Raw genomic sequence first — 22,385 nt, forward strand, 5'->3', positions numbered from 1 at the left:
GCCGGTGGTGTCCCCTTACCGAGGGTGACCAAGCATGCAAGAAAGCGTGATGCAGCGCATGTGGGACAGTGCCCACCTATCCGGTGGCAACGCTGCCTACGTGGAAGAGCTCTACGAGCTCTACCTGCACGATCCCAACGCTGTGCCAGAAGAGTGGCGCACTTACTTCCAGAAGTTGCCGACCGACGGCAGCGCTGCAACGGACGTATCGCATTCGACCATTCGCGATCATTTCGTCCTGCTCGCCAAGAATTCGCGTCGTGCCCAGCCGGTTTCCGCCGGGGCCGTCAGCAGCGAGCACGAGAAAAAGCAGGTGGAAGTGCTGCGTCTGATCCAGGCCTACCGCATGCGTGGCCATCAGGCCGCCCAGCTCGACCCTCTGGGTCTGTGGGTGCGCACTGCGCCGTCTGATCTGTCGATCAATCACTACGGTCTGACCGATGCGGATCTGGATACCACGTTCCGTACTGGCGAACTGTACATCGGCAAAGAAGAAGCAACGCTACGCGAAATCCGCGATGCGCTGCAGCAGACATATTGTCGCACCATCGGGGCCGAGTTCACCCACATCGTCGATTCCGGTCAGCGCAACTGGTTCGCCCAGCGCCTGGAAAGCGTACGCGGTCGCCCGCAGTTTTCCGCCGAGGTTCAGGCGCACGTGCTCGAGCGCGTCACCGCTGCCGAAGGCCTGGAGAAGTACCTGGGCACCAAGTACCCGGGCACCAAGCGTTTCGGCCTGGAAGGTGGCGAGAGCCTGATCCCGCTGCTGGATGAGATCATCCAGCGCTCCGGTTCCTACGGCACCAAGGAAATCGTCATCGGCATGGCCCACCGTGGCCGTCTGAACGTCCTGGTCAACACCTTCGGCAAGAACCCGCGCGACCTGTTCGACGAGTTCGAAGGCAAGAAGACCGAAGGCCTGTCCTCCGGTGACGTCAAGTACCACCAGGGTTTCTCGTCCAACGTGATGACCCAGGGTGGCGAAGTGCACCTGGCGCTGGCATTCAACCCCTCGCACCTGGAAATCGTTTCCCCGGTGGTCGAGGGTTCGGTACGTGCCCGTCAGGATCGCCGCAGCGATGCCGGTGGTGAGAAGGTCCTGCCGATCTCCATCCACGGTGACGCGGCTTTCGCCGGTCAGGGCGTGGTCATGGAAACCTTCCAGATGTCGCAGACCCGCGGCTACAAGACTGGCGGCACCATCCACATCGTGATCAACAACCAGGTCGGCTTCACCATCAGCAACCCGCTGGATGCGCGCTCCACCGAGTACGCCACCGACGTGGCCAAGATGGTCCAGGCGCCGATCTTCCACGTGAACGGCGATGATCCGGAAGCGGTGCTGTTCGTCACCCAGCTGGCCGTCGACTACCGCATGCAGTACAAGCGTGACGTGGTCATCGACCTGGTCTGCTACCGCCGCCGTGGTCACAACGAGGCCGACGAGCCGAACGGCACCCAGCCGCTGATGTACCAGCAGATCTCCAAGCAGCGCACCACCCGTGAGCTGTACGCGGATGCCCTGATTGCGGCCGGCGTGCAGAGCAACGACGACGTGCAGGCCAAGATCGACGAGTACCGCACCGCGCTGGACAACGGTCAGCACGTGGTCAAGAGCCTGGTCAAGGAGCCCAACAAGGAACTGTTCGTCGACTGGCGTCCGTACCTGGGCCACGCCTGGACCGCGCGTCACGACACGCGTTTCGACCTCAAGACCCTGCAGGATCTGTCCTCCAAGCTGCTGGAAATCCCGGAAGGCTTCGTCGTCCAGCGTCAGGTCGCGAAGATTCTCGAGGATCGCCAGAAGATGGGCGCCGGTGGCCTGCCGATCAACTGGGGCTTCGCCGAGACCATGGCCTACGCCACGCTGCTGGTCGAAGGTCACCCGATCCGCATGACCGGCCAGGACATCGGCCGTGGCACCTTCTCACACCGCCACGCGGTGCTGCACAACCAGAAGGACGCCGCGACCTACGTTCCGCTGAAGAACCTGTACGACGGTCAGCCGAAGTTCGAGCTGTACGACTCCTACCTCTCCGAGGAAGCCGTACTGGCCTTCGAATACGGCTACGCCACCACCACGCCGAACGCGCTGGTGATCTGGGAAGCCCAGTTCGGCGACTTCGCCAACGGTGCCCAGGTGGTATTCGACCAGTTCATCTCCAGTGGCGAGCACAAGTGGGGTCGTCTCTGCGGCCTGACCGTCCTGCTGCCGCATGGTTACGAAGGGCAGGGGCCTGAGCACAGCTCGGCGCGTCTGGAGCGTTACCTGCAGCTGTGCGCCGAGCACAACATGCAGGTCTGCGTACCGACCACCCCGGCACAGGTCTACCACATGCTGCGTCGCCAGGTGATCCGTCCGCTGCGCAAGCCGCTGGTGGTGCTGACGCCGAAGTCGCTGCTGCGCCACAAGCTGGCCATCTCGACCCTGGACGATCTGGCCGAAGGCTCCTTCCAGACCGTCATCGGCGAGATCGATGGGCTGGATCCGAAGAAGGTCGAGCGTCTGGTCCTGTGCAGCGGCAAGGTCTACTACGACCTGCTGGAGAAGCGTCGTGCCGAGGGCCGCGAAGATATCGCCATCGTGCGTATCGAGCAGCTCTACCCGTTCCCGGAAGAGGACCTGGCCGAGGCGCTGGCACCGTACAAGAACCTCAAGCACATCGTCTGGTGTCAGGAAGAACCGATGAACCAGGGCGCCTGGTACTGCAGTCAGCACCACATGCGTCGCGTCGCCACTGCGCACAAGAAGGCCCTGTTCCTCGAGTACGCCGGTCGTGATGCCTCGGCAGCGCCGGCTTGCGGTTATGCCTCGATGCACGCCGAGCAGCAGGAAAAACTGCTGCAGGACGCCTTTACTGTTTAACGCCTTCATCCGCCAGGTGGCAGGTGCCACCTGGCGGTAAAACCGAATTTAAGGAAACGCATACAATGGCTATCGAGATCAAAGCCCCAACCTTCCCGGAATCGGTTGCCGACGGCACCGTGGCCACCTGGCACAAGAAGCCGGGCGAAGCGGTCAAGCGCGATGAGCTGATCGTCGACATCGAAACCGACAAGGTGGTGATCGAAGTCCTGGCCGAGGCCGATGGTGTCCTGGCTGAAGTCATCAAGAACGAAGGCGACACCGTTCTGTCCAACGAGCTGCTGGGCAAACTGACCGAAGGTGGCGCTGCCGCCGCTGCTCCGGCTGCCGCTCCGGCCGCTGCCGCTGCGCCTGCCCAGGCTGCTGCTCCGGCCGCTGCTGGCGGTGACGATGCGATCCTGTCGCCGGCTGCGCGCAAGCTGGCCGAAGAGAACGGCATCGACCCGAACAGCATCGCCGGCACCGGCAAGGGTGGCCGCGTGACCAAGGAAGACGTGGTCGCCGCCGTCGAAGCGAAGAAGAACGCGCCGGCCGCTGCTGCCAAGCCGGCTGCCGCTCCGGCCGCTGCTGCTCCGGTAGTCGCCACTGGCGACCGTACCGAGAAGCGCGTACCGATGACCCGCCTGCGCGCCAAGATCGCCGAGCGTCTGGTCGAAGCTCAGTCTTCCATGGCCATGCTGACCACCTTCAACGAAGTCGACATGACCGAAGTCATGGCGCTGCGTTCGAAGTACAAGGACCTGTTCGAGAAGTCCCACAACGGCGTACGCCTGGGCTTCATGTCGTTCTTCGTCAAGGCGGCTACCGAGGCGCTGAAGCGCTTCCCGGCGGTCAACGCCTCGATCGACGGCAACGACATCGTTTACCACGGCTATGCCGACGTCGGCGTCGCCGTATCCAGCGACCGTGGCCTGGTGGTCCCGGTTCTGCGCAACGCCGAGCTGATGAGCCTGGCTGAAATCGAGAACGGCATTGCCACCTTCGGCAAGAAGGCCCGTGACGGCAAGCTGGCGATCGAAGAAATGACCGGCGGCACCTTCACCATCACCAACGGTGGTACCTTCGGTTCGATGATGTCGACTCCGATCGTCAACCCGCCGCAGGCCGCCATCCTGGGTATGCACAACATCATCCAGCGTCCGATGGCGATCAACGGCCAGGTGGTGATCCGCCCGATGATGTATCTGGCGCTGTCTTACGACCACCGCCTGATCGATGGTAAGGAAGCCGTGACCTTCCTGGTGACCATCAAGAACTTGCTTGAAGACCCGGCTCGCCTGCTGCTGGACATCTAAAAGCCAGTCTCCTCCACGGCGGCCCTGTTTACAGGGCCGTCCGGTTTATTCGAGAAGGAATACGTTATGACCCAGAAATTCGACGTGGTAGTCATCGGTGCCGGCCCTGGTGGCTATGTTGCCGCCATCAAAGCAGCGCAACTCGGTCTGAAGACCGCCTGTATCGAAAAATATCAGGGCAAGGACGGCAAGACCGCCCTCGGCGGCACCTGCCTGAACGTCGGCTGCATCCCCTCCAAGGCGCTGCTGGACAGCTCCTGGAAGTACCACGAAGCGAAGGAAGGTTTCGCCGTTCACGGCATCGAAGCCAAGGGCGTGACCATCGACGTTCCGGCGATGATCGGGCGCAAGGCCACCATCGTTAAGAACCTGACCGGTGGTATCGCCTCGCTGTTCAAGGCCAACGGCGTGACCCTGCTGGAAGGCCACGGCAAGCTGCTGGCTGGCAAGCAGGTCGAAGTGACCGGCACCGACGGCAAGACCCAGGTGGTCGAAGGCGCCCACGTGATCATCGCTTCCGGCTCCAAGCCGGTCGAGATTCCGCCGGCTCCGGTCGATCAGGACGTCATCGTCGACTCCACCGGCGCCCTGGAATTCCAGAGCGTACCGAAGAAGCTGGGCGTCATCGGCGCTGGCGTGATCGGTCTGGAGCTGGGCTCGGTATGGGCCCGTCTGGGTTCCGAAGTCACCGTGCTCGAAGCGATGGACAAGTTCCTCGCCGCTGCTGACGAGCAGATCGCCAAGGAAGCCCAGAAGACCCTGACCAAGCAGGGCCTGGACATCCGCCTGGGTGCTCGCGTCACCGGTTCGGAAGTCAAGAAGAAGCAGGTCACCGTCAGCTTCACCGACGCCAACGGCGAGCAGAAGATGGTCTTCGACAAGCTGATCGTGGCCGTGGGCCGTCGCCCGGTGACCACCGATCTGCTGGCCGCCGACAGCGGCGTGGACCTGGACGAGCGTGGCTTCATCTACGTCAACGATCAGTGCGAAACCAGCGTGCCGGGCGTCTACGCCATCGGTGACGTGGTACGTGGCGCCATGCTCGCGCACAAGGCCTCGGAAGAGGGTGTGATGGTCGCCGAGCGTATCGCCGGCCACAAGGCGCAGATGAACTACGACCTGATCCCGTCGGTCATCTACACCCACCCGGAAATCGCATGGGTCGGCAAGACCGAGCAGCAGCTGAAAGGTGAGGGCGTTGCCATCAACATCGGTACCTTCCCGTTCGCTGCCAGCGGCCGTGCCATGGCTGCCAACGACACCGGCGGCCTGGTCAAGGTCATCGCCGATGCCAACACCGACCGCGTACTGGGCGTTCACGTGATCGGCCCAAGCGCTGCCGAGCTGGTACAGCAAGGCGCCATCGGTATGGAATTCGGCACCAGCGCCGAAGACCTGGGCATGATGGTCTTCTCGCACCCGACCCTGTCCGAGGCGCTGCACGAAGCGGCCCTGGCAGTGAACGGTGGCGCGATCCACATCGCCAACCGCAAGAAGCGCTAAGTGTGAAAGGTGGTCGGCAGTAGCCGGCCGCCCGAGTTGTTGTAAGCCGCCGTGGTAGGTGGGGCGTCGCGTAATCGCCTCATCGTCGCGGTGGTTTTTGCAAGCAGAACCACGGCGGGTGGCCCGCGTCGAGCTCGACTCGCAGCGGAATGCCCGGCGGACTGCCTCGGCAGTCACAGGTGGCGCGGTATCAAAAGTACAGCGCCGAATGCGCAATACCTAAACGAAGACGGTAGACAAGCATGAATCTTCACGAGTATCAGGGTAAGCAGCTGTTCGCTGAATACGGCCTGCCTGTATCCAAGGGCTTCGCGGTAGACACCCCGGAAGAAGCCGCAGAAGCCTGCGAAAAAATCGGTGGCAGCGAGTGGGTCGTCAAGGCCCAGGTCCACGCCGGTGGCCGCGGTAAAGCCGGTGGCGTAAAACTGGTCAAGAGCAAGGAAGACGCCAAAGCCTTCGCCGCCAACTGGCTGGGCAAGCGTCTGGTGACTTACCAGACTGACGCCAATGGTCAGCCGGTCAGCAAAATCCTGGTCGAATCCTGCACCGACATCGCCAAGGAACTGTACCTGGGCGCTGTAGTGGACCGCTCCAGCCGTCGCATCGTGTTCATGGCGTCCACCGAAGGTGGCGTGGACATCGAGAAAGTGGCCCACGAAACCCCTGAGAAGATCCTCAAGGCCACCGTCGATCCGCTGGTCGGCGCTCAGCCGTACCAGGGTCGCGAGCTGGCTTTCCAGCTGGGCCTGGAAGGCAAGCAGGTCGCTCAGTTCGCCAAGATCTTCGTAGGTCTGGCCAAGCTGTTCAAAGATCACGATCTGGCTCTGCTGGAAGTCAACCCGCTGGTCATCAAGGCCGACGGCGACCTGCACTGCCTGGATGCGAAGATCAACATCGACGCTAACGCCATGTACCGTCAGCCGAAGCTGAAGACCTTCCACGACCCGTCGCAAGACGATCCTCGTGAAGCCCACGCTGCCAGCTTCGAGCTGAACTACGTGGCCCTGGAAGGCAACATCGGCTGCATGGTCAACGGTGCCGGCCTGGCCATGGGTACCATGGACATCGTCAACCTGCACGGCGGCAAGCCAGCCAACTTCCTCGACGTAGGTGGCGGCGCGACCAAAGAGCGCGTGACCGAAGCCTTCAAGATCATCCTGTCCGACAGCAACGTTGCTGCCGTTCTGGTGAACATCTTCGGCGGTATCGTTCGTTGCGACATGATTGCCGAAGGCATCATCGGCGCCGTGAAAGAAGTCGGCGTGAAGATCCCGGTGGTCGTCCGCCTGGAAGGTAACAACGCCGAGCTGGGCGCCAAGGTCCTGGCTGAAAGCGGCCTGAACATCATCGCGGCAACCAGCCTGACCGACGCTGCTCAGCAAGTCGTCAAAGCTGCGGAGGGCAAGTAATGAGCGTCCTGATCAATAAAGACACCAAAGTCATCTGCCAGGGCTTCACCGGCTCGCAGGGTACTTTCCACTCCGAACAAGCCATCGCCTACGGCACCAAGATGGTTGGCGGCGTGACTCCGGGCAAAGGTGGTACTACCCACCTGGGCCTGCCAGTGTTCAACACTGTGAAAGAAGCCGTCGAAGCCACCGGCGCCGACGCTTCGGTCATCTACGTTCCGGCTCCGTTCTGCAAGGACTCGATCCTGGAAGCTGCATTCGGCGGCATCAAGCTGATCGTCTGCATCACCGAAGGCATTCCTACCCTGGACATGCTGGATGCCAAAGTCATCTGCGACGAGCTGGGCATTACCCTGATCGGCCCGAACTGCCCGGGCGTGATCACTCCCGGCGAGTGCAAGATCGGCATCATGCCGGGTCACATCCACCTGCCAGGCAAGGTAGGCATCGTGTCGCGTTCCGGCACCCTGACCTATGAAGCCGTCAAGCAGACCACCGACGCCGGTTTCGGCCAGTCCACCTGCGTGGGCATCGGCGGTGACCCCATCCCGGGCTCCAACTTCATCGACATCCTGAAGCTGTTCCAGGAAGATCCGAAGACCGAAGCGATCGTCATGATCGGTGAGATCGGCGGTTCGGCTGAAGAAGAAGCGGCTGCCTACATCAAGGCCAACGTCACCAAACCTGTAGTTTCCTACATCGCAGGTGTGACCGCTCCTCCCGGCAAGCGCATGGGCCACGCTGGCGCCATCATCTCCGGCGGCAAGGGCACTGCAGACGAGAAGTTCGCTGCACTGCAGGACGCGGGTGTGAAAACCGTGCGTTCCCTGGCTGACATCGGCAAGGCCCTGGCCGAGCTGACCGGTTGGGAAGTCAAGAACGCCTAAGCGTTCCTGATGCTCGCAAAAAGGCCACCTTCGGGTGGCCTTTTTGTTTTTCTGCCCGCTCTGGTGCGGCGCGGCGTGAGCAGCCGCATGGAAATGCACGGTAACTGTTGCTGAGGCGACAGGCAGTTACGCCAGTTCGACAGCTCGTCCGGCAACTGTGCTGCTGCTGCGCGGTTTTCGCTAGTATGCGCGGCTTATCGTGTCCGTGGCGCCACAAGCGCCTGGCGATACCAGCAGTGGTTCGAGCCAAAACGCTCGGGCGACGTTTCCCTGATCCCTGAGGAAACCCCCGCAACTCTTCGATTTCCTGCCCGTGGTATTCCCCTCTATGACTCGTTTGAAAGGCTCGGATCTCCTGGCCCTTGGCTTCATGACATTTGCGCTGTTCCTTGGCGCCGGCAACATCATCTTTCCGCCCAGCGCCGGCCTGGCTGCCGGGGCCAACCTGCTGCCTGCCGCAGTCGGTTTTCTCCTCACCGGTGTCGGGCTGCCCCTGCTGACCGTCGTGGCGCTGGCCCGTGTCGGCGGCGGCATGGACCTGCTCACCGCGCCGCTGGGCAAGGTCGCCGGTGCGATCCTGGCCGTGGCGGTGTACCTGGCCATCGGGCCGTTGTTCGCCACGCCACGCACGGCGGTGGTGTCGTTCGAGATGGGCATCGCCCCGTTCGCCGGCAACGAAGGCACGCCGCTGCTGATCTACACCCTGGTCTATTTCGCTGCCGTCCTGTTCCTCTCGCTCAACCCCGGGCAACTGGTCGACCGTATCGGCAAGTTCATCACCCCGGTATTGCTGGCTGCGCTGCTGGTACTGGGCGGTGCCGCGCTGTTCGCGCCGGCAGGCGAGATCGGCGTGGTCGCCGACAGCTATCGCGAGGCGCCCCTGGTACAGGGTTTCCTCCAGGGTTACCTGACCATGGACACCCTCGGTGCCCTGGTATTCGGTATCGTCATCGCCAGCGCCATCCGTGACCGTGGTGTCAGCGACGGCGCCCTGGTGACCCGCTACTCGATCGTCGCCGGGGTGATCGCCGCCATCGGCCTGTCGCTGGTGTACCTGGCGCTGTTTTACCTCGGCGCCACCAGCCAGGGCATCGCCGGTGATGCGGAAAATGGCGTGCAGGTCCTGACCACCTACGTCCAGCACACCTTCGGTACCACCGGCAGCCTGCTGCTGGCCGTGGTCATCACCCTGGCCTGCCTGACCACCGCCGTCGGCCTGCTGACCGCTTGCGGCGAATTCTTCAGCAAGCTGCTGCCGGTGTCGTATCGCAGCGTGGTGATCGTTTTCGGCCTGTTCAGCCTGATCGTGGCCAACCAGGGCCTGACCCAGCTGATCAGCTTCTCCATCCCGGTGCTGGTCGGCCTCTATCCGCTGGCGATCGTGCTGGTCGCCCTGAGCCTGGCCAACCGCCTGTGGCTCTCGCAGTCCCTGGTTTTCGTGCCGGTGATGGCGGTGACGCTGATCTTCGGCGTGGCCGACGGCGTCGCCGCCACGCCGTGGGCAGACAAGGTGCCGGCGTGGTTCGGCCAGTTGCCGCTGGCAGGGCAGAGCCTGGGCTGGCTGCTGCCGGTGGCGATCACGCTGGCGCTGGTCGTGGTGCTCGACCGCATCCTCGGTCTGCGTCAGGGCGCCACTGCCTGAGGCACGTCGCCGTCAAAGCAAGGCCGCCCACGAGGCGGCCTTCTTTTTGTCGAACAAGTCGCCTGGTGCTCTGGCTATAATCCGCGGCAGTCATACAAGGAGTTGGCATGCTCGACAGCTACCCGTACCTGCCTCACTTTCTCGCCGTGCTCTGGTTCGTCCTGTGCTGGGGCGGCTACACCCGCTACGCGTCCTGGAAGGGACGGACCACGCCCTGTCTCGCCAGCGTGCTGCACCTGTACCGCGAGGACTGGATGCGCCGCATGCTGCTGCGCGAGAACCGCATTGCCGATGCCAACGTGATCGGCAATCTGGAGCGCAACGCGTCGTTCTTCGCCTCCAGCACGCTGATCATCCTGGCCGGTATCCTCACCGTGCTCGGCGCGTCCGACCGGGCCCTTTCGCTGCTGGCCGACATTCCCTTCGTGCAACCGGCCAGCCGCGGCCTGTCCGAGATCAAGCTGCTGTGCCTGGGGGTGATTTTCGTCTACGCCTTCTTCACCTTCAGCTGGTGCATGCGTCAGTACAACTTCGCTGCGGTGCTGGTCGGTTCCGCGCCGATGGTGGGGGAGCGCCATGTCACCGAGCAGGAGCGCAAGGCGTTCGCCGAGCGCACCGCGCGGGTCATCTCGATGGCCGCGAACCAGTTCAACTTCGGCCTGCGTGCCTATTATTTCGGGATGTCGACGCTGGCCTGGTTCATCAACCCCTGGTTCTTCATGCTGGTGACCACCGGCGTGGTGCTGATCCTCTACCGCCGCGAGTTCCATTCGGATGTACTGGAAGTGATGGTCTATACCCCAACACCGGCTACGGACGTGGCCAAGGAGAAGAGTGAATGAGTCTGCCGTTCTGGTGTGTGTTCATCAGTGCCCTGTTGATCTTCATCGCCAAGGCGCCGGTCGCCAAGGCGATGGCCAAGGAGGGTGGTGGTCGCTACGACAACCACCATCCGCGCGCGCAGCAGGCGCGTCTTACCGGCTTTGGCGCACGTGCGCTGGCCGGGCACCTGAACAGCATCGAGGCCTTCCCGCTGTTCGCCGTCGGCGTGTTGATGGCGCATGTCACCCAGACCTACGGCGTGCTCGTCGACGTGCTGGCGGTGACCTTCGTCGTCAGTCGCGTGCTGTACCTGCTGCTCTACTGGTGGGACCTGCACTGGCAGCGCAGCCTGGTCTGGGTCGTGGGCCTGGCGTGCAGCCTGCTGCTGATGATCAGCCCGGCATTGAAATGAAAAAAGGCCCGCAATGCGGGCCTTTTCGCAGGTGCCTGAGGCTTATTCGCCGTCCACGGCGTCCTTGGCCTTGTTGCCGGCATCTTCGAGGGCGTTGGCCGCGTCGTCGGCCGCATTCTCGATCTTCTCGCCGGTGGTGGGCTCGTTGCCCAGGGCCTCGTTGGTTTTCTGCTCGATGGCTTCGCCGGTTTCCTCGGCCGCATTGCCCAGATTCTCCATGGCTTCGGAGACTGACTCCTTGGCTGACTCCATCTTGTCTTCCGGGGTTTTCTCGCAGGCGGCGAGACCCAGGGCGGTGGCAAGCAGAAGGGCATAAGTCAGAGGTTTGTTCACAGTCATCACTCCATGTGTGAGAGTTATAGGTGGCTGGGTTGACCCCAAGAGCGCACACCCACTCTGAACCTTGATCGACTGCGCAAGTTCCCTGCGTTTTCGTTTCGCTGGCACGACGCCGGTGTGAGGCAGCGCCTCGAGGCGCTATGATGCGCAGCCCTTTTTGCAGCCTGCCAGCGCGCGTGTCGGGCCGTTGCGCCGCGCCGGCGCCGCCCGGAAACGCGCCTGGCAGCTGCGATTCATTGTCCAACGCATGCGGACGTCAGGAGTGCCCCAGGCATTGCTGCTGGTGCGGTCGGGAGTAGAGATATGAGTGAACAGTCGATTGAGGATCGCGCGCAGCGGTTTCTTGCTGCATTGCGTCATTGTCAGGTGCTCGGCATGGCGGTCGAGCGCGCTGACAGCAAGGGCCTGACCCTGCGCCTGCCGTACGCGCCGCACATCGTCGGCAATCCGGATACCGGCGTCATCCATGGCGGGGCGATCACCACGCTGATGGACACCACCTGTGGCATTTCCACCGTGTGCGTGCTGCCCGAGTTCGAGATCTGCCCGACGCTGGACCTGCGCATCGACTACATGCATCCCGCCGAGCCGGGCAAGGATGTGTTCGGTTTCGCCGAGTGCTATCGCGTGACGCCCAACGTCATCTTCACCCGTGGCTACGCCTATCAGGATGACCCCGAGCAGCCCATCGCCCACGTGGTCGGCGCCTTCATGCGCATGGGCAAGGCCGCGCAGGGTGGCGGTGAGCTGAAACAAGACATTCAGCAGGGTGGTGCGGCATGAGCGAGCTCAACCTGGAGCAGCTGGTCGCACGCGCGCACCAGCAGAACGACTACGACCCGCTGATCAGCCTGATCCCCTACGCCAAGCTGCTGGGGATCGAGTGCCTGCGCCTGGGCGATGACATGGTCTTTCGCCTGCCGGCCAATCGTGACTGCATCGGCAACCCGGTACTGCCGGCGCTGCATGGCGGCGTGATCGCCGGGTTCATGGAGCATGCCGCCATGCTGCATCTGCTGATGTTCATGGGAATTCCACATTTGCCGAAAATCATCGACTTCTCGATAGATTACCTGCGCGCCGGCCATTATCGTGACACCTACGCGCAGTGCCAGGTCTGGCGCCAGGGGCGACGGGTCGCCAACGTGGCGATCAATGCCTGGCAGACAAGCCAGACCGAGCCGATTGCCACAGCCCGTGCCCATTTCAAGGTCGATGAGCCCTGAGCCCTTGTCGAGGTGATTGCTTGCATGACGGAACGGATCGGTAGCGCAGCGAAATGATGACAAGGAATCTGTAGATGGATGCGTTGCTGATAATCGGTGGTCTGCTGTTGATGCTGGCCGGTCTGGTCTGGCTGGTCATGCGGGCCTTCGCCACGAGCCTGCTGTGGGGGTGGGGCAGCCTGCTGCCGCCGCTCACCCTGATCTATGTGGTGCGCCATTGGGCGCGCGCACGCAGTGCCGTGATGCTCATCGGCCTGGGGGTGATCCCGCTGGTGGTCGGTTTCACCTTGCTCGCCAGCAAGGATGCCGAACGGCTTGCCGCGATCGTTCGCCTCGACTGGCTGAAGCCCGCAGCCCAGGCGCCGGCCGAGCTGGCCATCGACCTGGATGGCGAGCTCAACGGCCAAGCGTTTCGGCCGCAACAGGGCGAGCTGATCGATGGCGTGCTGAGCCTGCGTGAGGGGCTCGACTTCTTTGCCCTGCGCGAACTGAGCATCCGTTTGCCACAGCCTGTCGAGGGCCCCGTGCGCATCGACGTTCTGCCGCAGGACAGCGGCGATCTGCCGGAGGTGGAACTGAGCTGGCTGCTTCCGGAGCAGGACCTGCCCGAGGCGCGGCGCCTGAGCCGAGGCTACACCCTGCACCTGGATCTGCAGCCGCAGGCGCCGAATCGTCTGGTCGGTGACTTTCACCTGGTCCTGCCGCCGCGCTTCAAGACCAGCCTGAGTGGTCGTGTCGAGCTCTATCGTGACCGCCTGCGCTATGTCGACGGTCAGGTCGACAGGCGTTTCGACTCGCGCGACACCGTTGCCCATGTTCTGCAGGACTACCTGCAACGACGCTTCGCCAGCCGCGATGTGCATGACCTGAAGCTGCCGCCGTTCACCTTTGGCGGCGACCGCCTGGAGCTGGAGGTCGAGGCCCGGGTCGAGCAGCGCGACGAGCGCCTGGCGCTGCGCCTGCACAAGAGCGCCAGTCAGGGCTGGAGTGTCGAAGGCGACCATTTCCCGGTGCTGCCCAAGGTCGCCGTGGCGCAAGCCGCGCCGCCGTCCGAGGCGACCCCGACGGAGGAGCGCCTCAGCCGGCGTATCGATCGTCGTCAGCGCTTCAGCCTGGCACGCCTGCAGCGCAACCCGGAGCAGTACCGCAACCTCAGCATGCGCCTCAAGCGCGCCAGCGGGGGCACCGTGGAGGGACGCTTCGTCGGCGTCGACGACGACGGCAGTATCCGCATCAGCCAGCAACTGGGCAGCGGCGGCGGGCAGGCCAGCTTCAGCTTCAAGCCACAGGAGATCGGCAACCTGGAGCTGCTGGAACCCTAGGCCCTTGAAATCCATCAGGTTGCCCCCATCTGCAGGACATCCGCCGCGATAGCGGTTCCTGTCCTGCAGATGGAGTTAGAAGACCATGAGTGTGGAAACTCAAAAAGAAACCCTGGGCTTCCAGACCGAGGTGAAGCAGCTGCTTCACCTGATGATCCATTCCCTGTACTCGAACAAGGAAATCTTCCTTCGCGAGTTGATCTCCAACGCGTCCGATGCCGCCGACAAGCTGCGCTTCGAGGCGCTGGCCAAGCCCGAGCTGCTCGAAGGCGGCGCCGAGCTGAAGATTCGCCTGTCCTTCGACAAGGACGCCAAGACCGTCACCCTCGAAGACAACGGCATCGGCATGAACCGCGATGAAGTGATCGCGCACCTGGGTACCATCGCCAAATCCGGTACCGCCGATTTCCTGAAGAACCTGTCCGGCGACCAGAAGAAGGATTCGCATCTGATCGGTCAGTTCGGCGTGGGCTTCTATTCGGCATTCATCGTGGCCGATCAGGTCGAAGTCTTCACGCGACGTGCCGGCGCTGCCGCCAGCGAAGGCGTGCACTGGTCGTCGAAGGGCGAGGGCGAGTTCGAAGTCGCCAGCATCGACAAGGCCGAGCGTGGTACGCGCATCGTCCTGCACCTCAAGAGTGGTGAGGAAGAATTCGCCGATGGCTGGCGCCTGCGCAACATCGTCAAGAAGTACTCCGACCATATCGCCCTGCCCATCGAGTTGCCGAAGGAGCAGCACGGCGAAGACGCGCCGGCCGAGGTCGAGTGGGAAACCGTCAACCGCGCCAGCGCCCTGTGGACCCGTCCGCGTACCGAGATCAAGGACGAGGAATACCAGGAGTTCTACAAGCACGTCGGCCACGACTTCGAGAACCCACTGTCCTGGAGCCACAACAAGGTCGAGGGCAAGCTGGAGTACACCTCGCTGCTCTACGTGCCGGGCCGCGCGCCGTTCGACCTGTACCACCGCGAGGCGCCCAAGGGCCTGAAGCTCTACGTGCAGCGCGTGTTCATCATGGACCAGGCCGACCAGTTCCTGCCGCTGTACCTGCGTTTCATCAAGGGCGTGGTGGATTCCAACGACCTGTCGCTGAACGTTTCCCGCGAGATCCTGCAGTCCGGTCCGGTCATCGATTCGATGAAGTCGGCCCTGACCAAGCGCGTGCTGGACATGCTGGAGAAGCTGGCCAAGGACAAGCCGGACGACTACAAGGCGTTCTGGAAGGCCTTCGGTCAGGTGCTCAAGGAAGGCCCGGCGGAAGACTTCGCCAACAAGGAGAAGATCGCCGGTCTGCTGCGCTTCGCGTCCACTGCCGGCGAAGGCGACGAGCAATCGGTGTCGCTGGCCGACTACCTGTCCCGTGCCAAGGACGGGCAGGACAAGATCTACTACCTCACCGGCGAGAGCTACGCACAGATCAAGAACAGCCCGCACCTGGAGGTCTTCCGCAAGAAAGGCATCGAGGTCCTGCTGCTCACCGATCGCATCGACGAGTGGCTGATGAGCTACCTGACCGAGTTCGACGGCAAGCAGTTCGTCGACGTGGCGCGTGGCGATCTGGACCTGGGCAAGCTGGACTCGGAAGAGGACAAGAAGGCCCAGGAGGAAGTCGCCAAGGCCAAGGAAGGGCTGATCGAGCGCCTCAAGGGTGCCCTGGGCGAGCAGGTCGCCGAGGTGCGCGTGTCTCACCGCCTGACCGACTCGCCGGCGATTCTCGCCATCGGCGAGCAGGATCTCGGCCTGCAGATGCGCCAGATTCTCGAAGCCAGCGGGCAGAAGGTGCCGGACGCGAAGCCGATCTTCGAGTTCAACCCGGCGCACCCGCTGATCGAGCGCCTGGATGCCGAGCCGGACGAAGACCGCTTCACCGACCTGTCGCACATCCTGTTCGACCAGGCCGCGCTGGCTGCCGGTGACAGCCTGAAGGACCCGGCCGCGTACGTGCAGCGCCTCAACAAGCTGCTGGTGGAATTGTCCGCCTGACCGGCTAAGCTTGTGAAAAGCCCGCTTCGGCGGGCTTTTTTCATGGGGCGCGATAGACAGGCCGCAATTGACAAGAACTATCCCGTCGTTTCAGATGATTGCATTCCGATAGCATTTGTCGGCGTTTTCCTTGGGGTTGTATGTCGATTCTCGAGCTGTTCTTCATCATGGGTGCGGACCCCGGCGTCCTGATACTCAGCAGTTACGACCCCGTCCTGGTACTGCTGTCTCTTGCCATCTCCGTATTCGCTGCGGGCATGGCACTGCAACTCGCAGGCGAAGCCCGCAACAGCACTCAACCCATCGCCCGACAGGTCACCATTCTCACCGGCTCGCTCGCGCTTGGCGGGGGCATCTGGGCCATGCATTTCCTCGGGATGCTGGCGTTCGAGCTATGTGCCGCCGTGCGTTTCGACCTGGGCATCACGCTGCTCTCGATGCTGCCCAGCCTCGGCGCCTCCTGGGTGGCTCTGAGCCTGCTGGCCCGGCCCAATCTGAGCCTGGTGCAGCTGTGCGTCGGCGGCGTGCTGGTCGGCGCAGGGATCGGGGCGATGCATTACAGCGGCATGGCGGCGATGGAGATGGCGCCGTTGCTGCGCTATGACCCCTGGATGTTCGCCCTGTCCATCGTCGTGGCCATCGGCCTGGCCATCATCGCGCTGTGGGTGCGCTTCGGCCTCGAAGGGCGCCTGCCTGCGCTCTGGGCCCTGCTGATCGGTGCCATGGTCATGGGCCTGGCCATCAGCGGCATGCACTACACCGGCATGGCGGCCGCTCGCTTCGTGGGCACGCCCGAGTCGGACAGCCCGATGGCCGTGGTCGACAGCGGCTACATCGCCATCGCCATTACCCTGCTGACCGTGGCGCTGACGGTGTTCGTGGTGGCCGCCAACACCCTGCTGCGCTATCGCCGCCTGAGCCTGCAGCTCAAGGCCAGCGAGCAGCACCTGCGCTCGATTTTCGACACCGCCCTGGACGCCATCGTGACCGTCGATTACGAAGGCCGGGTGCGTTCCGCCAACCCGGCAGTGACGGGCCTGTTCGGCTGGACGCCGCAGGAGATGGTGGGGATGCACATCCGTTCACTGGTGCCTGCGCGCCTGGTGCGCGATGTGGAGGAGCGGCTGGCCAGCTACCTGCGCACCGGCAACCTGAGCCTGCCCAGGGGCGAGCAGGACCTGATCAGCCTGACGCGCCAGGGTAAGGAAAAGCCCATACGCATCAGTGTCGGCATCACCCATGTCGACAGCCGGCCACTGTTCGTGGTGTTCATCGCCGACATCAGCGAGCGGCAGCGCATGGAGAAGGCGCTGCGTGACAGCGAGCAGCAATACCGCTCGTTGATCAGCAACATTCCGGGGGTGTCGTTCCGCTGTCTGCTGGATCGCGACTGGACCATGCTGTTCATCAGCGATGCGGTGCAGACCCTGACCGGGCGCAGTGCTGACGACTTCATCAGCCGGCGCTGCTCGATCGCCGACATGTACCACCCGGATGACTACGAGCGAGTCGCCAGCGAGGTGGTGGAGGCGATCGAACAGGGCCGCAACTACACCGTCGAGTACCGGCTGTTCGACAGCGCCGGGGCGGAGCACTGGATCTGGGAGAGCGGCAGTGCGGTTTGCGACGAGCATGGCGTGCCGCGCTGGATCGACGGCGTGCTGCTGGATCAGACCGAGACCAAGCGGCGCAATGCCGAGTACGAAGGCAAGGTGACGGCCATCAGCAAGGCCATGGCGCTCACGGAGTTCGACCTCGACGGTACGATTCTCGACATCAACGACAATGCCCTGGCCCTGTATGGCTACGACAGGGCCGAGGTGCTCGGGCAGCACCATTCGCTGTTCTGCGACCCCGAACTGGTCGCCAGTGCGAAGTATCGCCAGATATGGCAGGAGCTGCGCGCCGGGCATTTCCGTACGGGCGAATACCGGCGCATCGGCAAGGGCGGGCGCGAGGTCTGGATCCAGGCCAGCTACAACCCGATCCTGAACACCGATGGCAAGCCATTCAAGGTCGTCAAGCTGGCCACTGACCTGACCCCGCGGCGGGTGATGGAACAGGAACTGCGCGCCGCCCGTGATCACGCCGAAGCGGCCGCTGCGGCGCGCAGCAGCTTCCTGGCCAACATGAGCCATGAAATCCGCACGCCGATGAACGCCATCATCGGCTTTACCGAGCTGCTCCTGGAAACCTCGCTGTCGGGCGAGCAGCGGCGGCACCTGACGACGGTGCAGCAGTCTTCCCGCTCGCTGCTCGGGCTGCTCAACGACATCCTCGACACGGCCAAGCTCGACCGTGGCGCGATCGAGCTGGAGCAACTGGACTTTTCCCTGCGCGAGCTGTGCGAGCAGGTCGTCACGACCCAGCGCCTCGGCGCCGAAGGCAAAGGGCTGCGATTGCACCTGGATTACCCGGCCACGGTCAGCGACTTCTTCTGCGGCGATCCGCTGCGCCTGCAGCAGGTGCTGACGAACCTGCTGGGCAACGCGGTCAAGTTCACCCAGCATGGCGAGGTGTGCCTGAAGGTCTCTGGCGAGCCTGGTGCGATCCGCCTGGCGGTGAAGGACACCGGCATCGGCATCGCCGCCGACCGCCTGGAGAAGATCTTCGAGCCTTTCGCCCAGGCCGACGTCTCGATGAGCCGGCGTTTCGGTGGCACCGGCCTGGGGACCACCATTTCCCGTCAGCTCGTCGAGCTGATGGGCGGGCGCTTGCGCGTGGAAAGCGTCGAGGGGCAGGGCAGCTGCTTCAGTGTCGAGTTGCCCCTGCAGGCGGGTAAACGCGCTGTGCCTCAGCAACCGACCACGCTGCCGGAGCTGGGGGTGCTGAACATCCTGGCGGCCGATGACGTGCCGCAGAATCTCGAACTGCTGCAGCTCAATCTGCAGTACCGGGGCCACCAGGTACGCTGCGTTGCCGATGGCGAGAGCGCCCTGCGGGCGTTCGGCGAGGAGCGCTTCGACCTGATTCTGATGGATGTGCAGATGCCCGGTGTCGATGGCCTGGAGGCCACGCGGCGGATTCGCCAGCTGGAAGCCAGCGAAGGGCGCCAGGCGATACCGATCATCGCATTGACGGCGAGTGTGCTGGATCGCGATCGTCAGGCCGCGCTGGACGCCGGGATGAACGCATTCGCCTCGAAGCCGCTGGACATGACCGCGCTGCTCTGGGAGATGGCCAGGCTGCTCGGCGTGACAGAAACCGTCCGTGCCGCTGGCACCAGCGGGCCACACCTGGAGACGGGGCTGTTCGACTGGGTGCGCGGCAGTCAGCTGTGGGGTGGTCCGCTGCGCATGGCCCAGGCGATTGCCGCCTTCATCAAGGAGCAGGGCGCGCTGGTGGCGAGCATGAGGCAGTTCCTCGAGGCCGCCGAGTGGGACGAAGGCCGGGCACTGGCACACCGCTTCCACGGCGCGGCCGGCAACCTCGCGTTGACCCGTCTGACGCAGCTGGGGCGCAGCCTCGAACAGGGTTTCGAGGCGCGTGACGAGGACAGTCTGCGCGCGCTTCTGGTCGAACTCGAACAGGCCCTGCAGGCCGTCATCGAAACGTTGCCGCAGTTGCCGGAGGAGAGCAATGCGCTAGAATCCGCGGCCGCTGATCCGGGCCTGCTGCGCGAGCGCGCCGACCACTTGCGGGCCGTGCTGGTCAGGGGCGGGCTGGACGACCAGGCGTTGTCCGCGCTCGAGCAGGCACTGAGCGGCACGGCCTTCGCGAACAGCATGAGCGAGTTGCGCCAGGCCCTCGACGAGTTCGATTTCGATCAGGCCCTGGCTGCGCTGGATCGGTTGTTGTTGCAGCTGCAAGACGAGGAAACCACCCCATCATGAGCCCGGTCGCCGATACCCGTCCGCTGTTGCTGCTGGTTGATGACGAACCCACCAACCTGCAGGTGCTGCGGCATGTACTGCAGGATGACTACCGCCTGCTGTTCGCCAAGGAGGGGGCGCGCGCGCTGGAAATGGCCGAGCGCGAGCAACCGGCCCTGATCCTGCTCGACGTGATGATGCCGGGCATGACCGGCTACCAGGTGTGCGAGCAGCTCAAGGCCAACCCGCTGCTGCAGGGGATTCCGGTGATCTTCGTCACCGCCCTGGGCGATGTGGAGGACGAGACGCACGGCTTCGAGGTCGGTGCGGTGGACTACATCACCAAGCCGATCAGCCCGCCCATCGTGCGCGCCCGGGTGCGTACCCACCTGTCGCTGGTCAGGGTCGACGAGCTGACCCACACCCGTCTGCAGATCGTCCAGCGCCTGGGCATGGCGGCCGAGTACAAGGACAACGAGACGGGCCTGCATGTGATTCGCATGAGTCACTTCTCCAGGGTGCTGGCCCTGGCTGCCGGCTTCTCCGAGAGCGCTGCGGAGGAGTTGCTGCACGCCGCGCCCATGCACGATGTCGGCAAGATCGGCATTCCCGATGCGGTACTGCGCAAACCGGGCAAGCTGGACGATGCCGAATGGCAGGTGATGCGCCAGCATGTGGAGATCGGTGCGAGGATCATCGGCGAACACAGCTCCGGGCTGCTCAGGACGGCGCAGCGGGTTGCCCTGTCGCATCACGAGAAGTGGGATGGCAGCGGCTATCCCAACGGCCTCTGCGGTGAGGACATTCCCCTGGAGGGGCGCATCGTCGCGATTGCCGATGTGTTCGACGCCTTGACCAGCGTGCGGCCCTACAAGCAGGCCTGGCCCGTCGAGCAGGCGGTGGCCTTTCTGCGTGAGCAGAGCGGGCGACACTTCGATCCGCGCCTGGTGGAGCTGTTCATCGGCTGCCTGCCGGAGATTCTGCAGATCAAGGAACGCTGGGCCGAGCAGCCCGTCGCCTGACATGTCCTGTGCAACACTGCCGGGTGCTGCGGCTTGGTCATCGACCGCCGGCGGTCTATCGTTGAACTCTCACCATTGCCAAGGGCAGGTCTCAGCATGCAGAAGAAGACATGGGTTCCCCTGTTGTGCGCAGCATTCGCCGGCCTTGCCGACGCGGCCGTCGTGGCCAAGGCGGTTCCCTACGAGATCGACGGCGAAGCCTTCGAGGGCGTTCTGCTCTACGACGATTCGGTCACCACGCCACGTCCCGGCTTGCTGGCCATTCCCAACTGGATGGGTGTCAACGACGACACCGTGGCCAAGGCCGCCCGTGCGGCGGGCAGCCGCTACGTGGTGTTTCTCGCCGACATGTACGGCAAGGCGGTGCGCCCCAGCAATGCGGACGAGGCCAGGGCCGCCGCCACGAGCGTGCGCGCCGACCGCGCGCTGATGCGCAGGCGCGCCCAGGCGGCGGTCGAGGTGCTCAAGGCGCAGGGTGACGAGGTCGCCCTGGATACCCGCAGGCTGGGCGCCATCGGCTTCTGCTTCGGCGGCGGCGCGGTGCTTGAACTGGCTCGCTCGGGCGCACCGCTACAGGGTTTCGTTTCGTTCCACGGCAATCTGGACACCCCAAACCCGGCGGATGCTAAGAACATCCAGGCGCCGGTGCTGGTGCTGCACGGTGCGGATGATCCGGCGGTGCCTCAGGCACAGGTGGATGGCTTCGTCGCCGAGATGAAGGCCGCCGGGGTCGACTGGCAGCTGGTCAGCTACGGTGGCGCGGTGCATTCGTTCACCGACCCCAAGGCCAACGTGCCGGGGCGCAACCAGTACCACCCGGTGGTTGCCGCGCGGGCGTTCAAGGCGATGAACGACCTGTTCGACGAGGTCTTCGCCGAGCCGTGATCCGTCATGAGGGAGGCTGCGCCCGATGGGCGCAGCCTGGGTGGCGCTATTTCGCAGGCAATACGCTGATGTCGATGATGCCGTCAGGCAGGTTCGCGATATCTCCCAGCGTGGTCGGCTTGCCGCTGGCCAGGTCCAGCCGGTGCAGGGTCTTGCCTGTCAGCACGTAGGCGGTATTGCCGCCCTTGCCGTCGCTGGCGATGTCCAGTGCGGCCGTCTGCAAGCCATCCGCCAGTTTGCCCACCAGCTGCTGCACACCATCGTTTGGCGGGTTCTGCAGCATCAGGCTGCCGCTGGCCAGGTCGATGTTGTAGAGCGCGGTGCTCGGCGTACCGGCATAGGAGTTGGTGTAGGCGCCGGCAACCACCTGCGGCTGCTGCCCCGCGTAGGGGCCGTCCGCCCCGTAGGCCTGCTTGCCGTCGACCACCGCCTCGCCGGTGTCGACATTGACCCGCAGGTTGGTGCCGTCCGGGCTCATCAGGCGCAGGCGGTCGGCGACCGGATTGAAGTCGACCACGGCCTGACTGTTGCCGGGGAGTGCGGTCTTCAGCGTGCTGGCTGGCGTTGCCTTGCCGCTGCTGGCGTCCAGGGTGTAGAGCCGGTCGTTGCCACCCAGCGCGTAGAGCTGGCCGCTGGCCGGGCGCACGTCCAGGCCGCGCAGGTCGCTGGCACCGCTGACGTTCATGCTGGCTGCGACCCTGAGGTCGGCGACATTGATCTTGAACAGCTTGCCATCGGTGCCCAGGGCGATCAGTTCGGTGGCATGGCTTGCACCTGCACCCAGGGTCAGCAGGCTGGCGGTGCACAGGAGGGTGATGCGCTTCATGATGGTTCCTCTCAACGGTTCAGCATCGAGACGAAGCCGCGTGGTGGCTTCGCAGGTGCCTCGACGAAACACCTGATAGCAATACCCGCGAGGAACGCCGCTGGATGTCGGCAGGCAGAAAATATTTTGCAGA

17 protein-coding genes are annotated in these 22,385 nt (G+C 64.0%); 15 read left to right on the plus strand and 2 right to left on the minus strand.

Features of this window, described 5'->3' with window-relative positions:
• Window positions 1-34: 34 nt before the first annotated feature.
• From E4487_RS05310 to E4487_RS05345, 8 genes are all read left to right on the plus strand, one after another.
• Window positions 35-2,866, plus strand: coding sequence for a 2-oxoglutarate dehydrogenase E1 component (locus E4487_RS05310; RefSeq protein ID WP_175252860.1), 2,832 nt, complete (start codon window positions 35-37; stop codon window positions 2,864-2,866).
• A gap of 65 nt (window positions 2,867-2,931) precedes the next feature.
• Window positions 2,932-4,161 carry a 2-oxoglutarate dehydrogenase complex dihydrolipoyllysine-residue succinyltransferase gene (odhB, locus tag E4487_RS05315; RefSeq protein ID WP_037051887.1) on the plus strand — a complete coding sequence of 410 codons (1,230 nt, stop codon included), beginning with the start codon at window positions 2,932-2,934 and terminating at the stop codon, window positions 4,159-4,161.
• A gap of 66 nt (window positions 4,162-4,227) precedes the next feature.
• Window positions 4,228-5,664, plus strand: coding sequence for a dihydrolipoyl dehydrogenase (gene lpdA / locus E4487_RS05320; protein ID WP_037051888.1), 1,437 nt, complete (start codon window positions 4,228-4,230; stop codon window positions 5,662-5,664).
• A gap of 242 nt (window positions 5,665-5,906) precedes the next feature.
• A complete protein-coding gene (gene sucC / locus E4487_RS05325; RefSeq protein WP_037051889.1) occupies window positions 5,907-7,073 on the plus strand; it encodes an ADP-forming succinate--CoA ligase subunit beta in 1,167 nt (388 codons plus the stop codon).
• Entirely contained in the window at window positions 7,073-7,960 is an 888-nt protein-coding gene (sucD, locus tag E4487_RS05330) for a succinate--CoA ligase subunit alpha (protein WP_037051890.1), read from the plus strand. The genes sucC and sucD overlap by 1 nt, the downstream gene beginning before the upstream one ends.
• A gap of 328 nt (window positions 7,961-8,288) precedes the next feature.
• On the plus strand, window positions 8,289-9,602 hold the full coding sequence (gene brnQ, locus E4487_RS05335; RefSeq protein WP_037051891.1) for a branched-chain amino acid transport system II carrier protein: 1,314 nt from the start codon (window positions 8,289-8,291) through the stop codon (window positions 9,600-9,602).
• A 107-nt stretch (window positions 9,603-9,709) separates the two neighbouring features.
• Window positions 9,710-10,444: a DUF599 domain-containing protein gene (locus tag E4487_RS05340; protein ID WP_037051894.1), complete on the plus strand. Its 735-nt coding sequence runs from the start codon at window positions 9,710-9,712 to the stop codon at window positions 10,442-10,444.
• The gene (locus tag E4487_RS05345; protein WP_037051896.1) at window positions 10,441-10,836 is read left to right on the plus strand and encodes an MAPEG family protein; all 396 of its coding nucleotides are present in this window, start codon (window positions 10,441-10,443) and stop codon (window positions 10,834-10,836) included. Before E4487_RS05340 ends, E4487_RS05345 begins: the two co-directional genes overlap by 4 nt.
• A 42-nt stretch (window positions 10,837-10,878) precedes the next feature.
• Here E4487_RS05345 and E4487_RS05350 read toward each other — a convergent pair whose 3' ends face one another.
• Window positions 10,879-11,175: a hypothetical protein gene (locus E4487_RS05350; protein ID WP_134675933.1), complete on the minus strand. Its 297-nt coding sequence runs from the start codon at window positions 11,173-11,175 to the stop codon at window positions 10,879-10,881.
• Between the two features lie 303 nt (window positions 11,176-11,478).
• Here E4487_RS05350 and E4487_RS05355 point away from each other — a divergent pair, with 303 nt between their 5' ends.
• From E4487_RS05355 to E4487_RS05385, 7 genes are all read left to right on the plus strand, one after another.
• Window positions 11,479-11,958 carry a PaaI family thioesterase gene (locus E4487_RS05355; protein WP_037051900.1) on the plus strand — a complete coding sequence of 160 codons (480 nt, stop codon included), beginning with the start codon at window positions 11,479-11,481 and terminating at the stop codon, window positions 11,956-11,958.
• The gene (locus E4487_RS05360) at window positions 11,955-12,401 is read left to right on the plus strand and encodes a PaaI family thioesterase (RefSeq protein WP_037051907.1); all 447 of its coding nucleotides are present in this window, start codon (window positions 11,955-11,957) and stop codon (window positions 12,399-12,401) included. The genes E4487_RS05355 and E4487_RS05360 overlap by 4 nt, the downstream gene beginning before the upstream one ends.
• Window positions 12,402-12,475: 74 nt before the next feature.
• A complete protein-coding gene (locus E4487_RS05365) occupies window positions 12,476-13,723 on the plus strand; it encodes an MFS transporter (RefSeq protein WP_175252861.1) in 1,248 nt (415 codons plus the stop codon).
• 85 nt (window positions 13,724-13,808) lie between these two features.
• Window positions 13,809-15,707: a molecular chaperone HtpG gene (gene htpG / locus E4487_RS05370; protein WP_150609440.1), complete on the plus strand. Its 1,899-nt coding sequence runs from the start codon at window positions 13,809-13,811 to the stop codon at window positions 15,705-15,707.
• A gap of 140 nt (window positions 15,708-15,847) precedes the next feature.
• The gene (locus E4487_RS05375; protein WP_175252862.1) at window positions 15,848-19,540 is read left to right on the plus strand and encodes a PAS domain S-box protein; all 3,693 of its coding nucleotides are present in this window, start codon (window positions 15,848-15,850) and stop codon (window positions 19,538-19,540) included.
• Complete coding sequence (locus E4487_RS05380; protein WP_037051920.1) at window positions 19,537-20,541, plus strand: two-component system response regulator; 1,005 nt, start codon at window positions 19,537-19,539, stop codon at window positions 20,539-20,541. Before E4487_RS05375 ends, E4487_RS05380 begins: the two co-directional genes overlap by 4 nt.
• Before the next feature lie 96 nt (window positions 20,542-20,637).
• Window positions 20,638-21,426, plus strand: coding sequence for a dienelactone hydrolase family protein (locus E4487_RS05385; protein ID WP_134675928.1), 789 nt, complete (start codon window positions 20,638-20,640; stop codon window positions 21,424-21,426).
• A 46-nt stretch (window positions 21,427-21,472) separates the two neighbouring features.
• Here the strand turns inward: E4487_RS05385 and E4487_RS05390 are convergent, their stop codons facing one another.
• Window positions 21,473-22,252 (minus strand): DUF4394 domain-containing protein, encoded by a 780-nt coding sequence (locus E4487_RS05390; RefSeq protein ID WP_134675927.1) that lies wholly within the window; start codon window positions 22,250-22,252, stop codon window positions 21,473-21,475.
• Window positions 22,253-22,385: the final 133 nt, after the last annotated feature.

The organism is Pseudomonas sp. BMW13, from assembly GCF_013357275.1.
Taxonomy (GTDB): Bacteria; Pseudomonadota; Gammaproteobacteria; order Pseudomonadales; family Pseudomonadaceae; genus Aquipseudomonas; species Aquipseudomonas khazarica.

Coding starts and splice junctions, on each gene's coding strand:
- E4487_RS05310 (WP_175252860.1), top strand. CDS start 35: ATGCAAGAAAGCGTGATGCAGCGCATGTGGGACAGTGCCCACCTATCC.
- odhB (WP_037051887.1), top strand. CDS start 2,932: ATGGCTATCGAGATCAAAGCCCCAACCTTCCCGGAATCGGTTGCCGAC.
- lpdA (WP_037051888.1), top strand. CDS start 4,228: ATGACCCAGAAATTCGACGTGGTAGTCATCGGTGCCGGCCCTGGTGGC.
- sucC (WP_037051889.1), top strand. CDS start 5,907: ATGAATCTTCACGAGTATCAGGGTAAGCAGCTGTTCGCTGAATACGGC.
- sucD (WP_037051890.1), top strand. CDS start 7,073: ATGAGCGTCCTGATCAATAAAGACACCAAAGTCATCTGCCAGGGCTTC.
- brnQ (WP_037051891.1), top strand. CDS start 8,289: ATGACTCGTTTGAAAGGCTCGGATCTCCTGGCCCTTGGCTTCATGACA.
- E4487_RS05340 (WP_037051894.1), top strand. CDS start 9,710: ATGCTCGACAGCTACCCGTACCTGCCTCACTTTCTCGCCGTGCTCTGG.
- E4487_RS05345 (WP_037051896.1), top strand. CDS start 10,441: ATGAGTCTGCCGTTCTGGTGTGTGTTCATCAGTGCCCTGTTGATCTTC.
- E4487_RS05350 (WP_134675933.1), bottom strand. CDS start 11,175: ATGACTGTGAACAAACCTCTGACTTATGCCCTTCTGCTTGCCACCGCC.
- E4487_RS05355 (WP_037051900.1), top strand. CDS start 11,479: ATGAGTGAACAGTCGATTGAGGATCGCGCGCAGCGGTTTCTTGCTGCA.
- E4487_RS05360 (WP_037051907.1), top strand. CDS start 11,955: ATGAGCGAGCTCAACCTGGAGCAGCTGGTCGCACGCGCGCACCAGCAG.
- E4487_RS05365 (WP_175252861.1), top strand. CDS start 12,476: ATGGATGCGTTGCTGATAATCGGTGGTCTGCTGTTGATGCTGGCCGGT.
- htpG (WP_150609440.1), top strand. CDS start 13,809: ATGAGTGTGGAAACTCAAAAAGAAACCCTGGGCTTCCAGACCGAGGTG.
- E4487_RS05375 (WP_175252862.1), top strand. CDS start 15,848: ATGTCGATTCTCGAGCTGTTCTTCATCATGGGTGCGGACCCCGGCGTC.
- E4487_RS05380 (WP_037051920.1), top strand. CDS start 19,537: ATGAGCCCGGTCGCCGATACCCGTCCGCTGTTGCTGCTGGTTGATGAC.
- E4487_RS05385 (WP_134675928.1), top strand. CDS start 20,638: ATGCAGAAGAAGACATGGGTTCCCCTGTTGTGCGCAGCATTCGCCGGC.
- E4487_RS05390 (WP_134675927.1), bottom strand. CDS start 22,252: ATGAAGCGCATCACCCTCCTGTGCACCGCCAGCCTGCTGACCCTGGGT.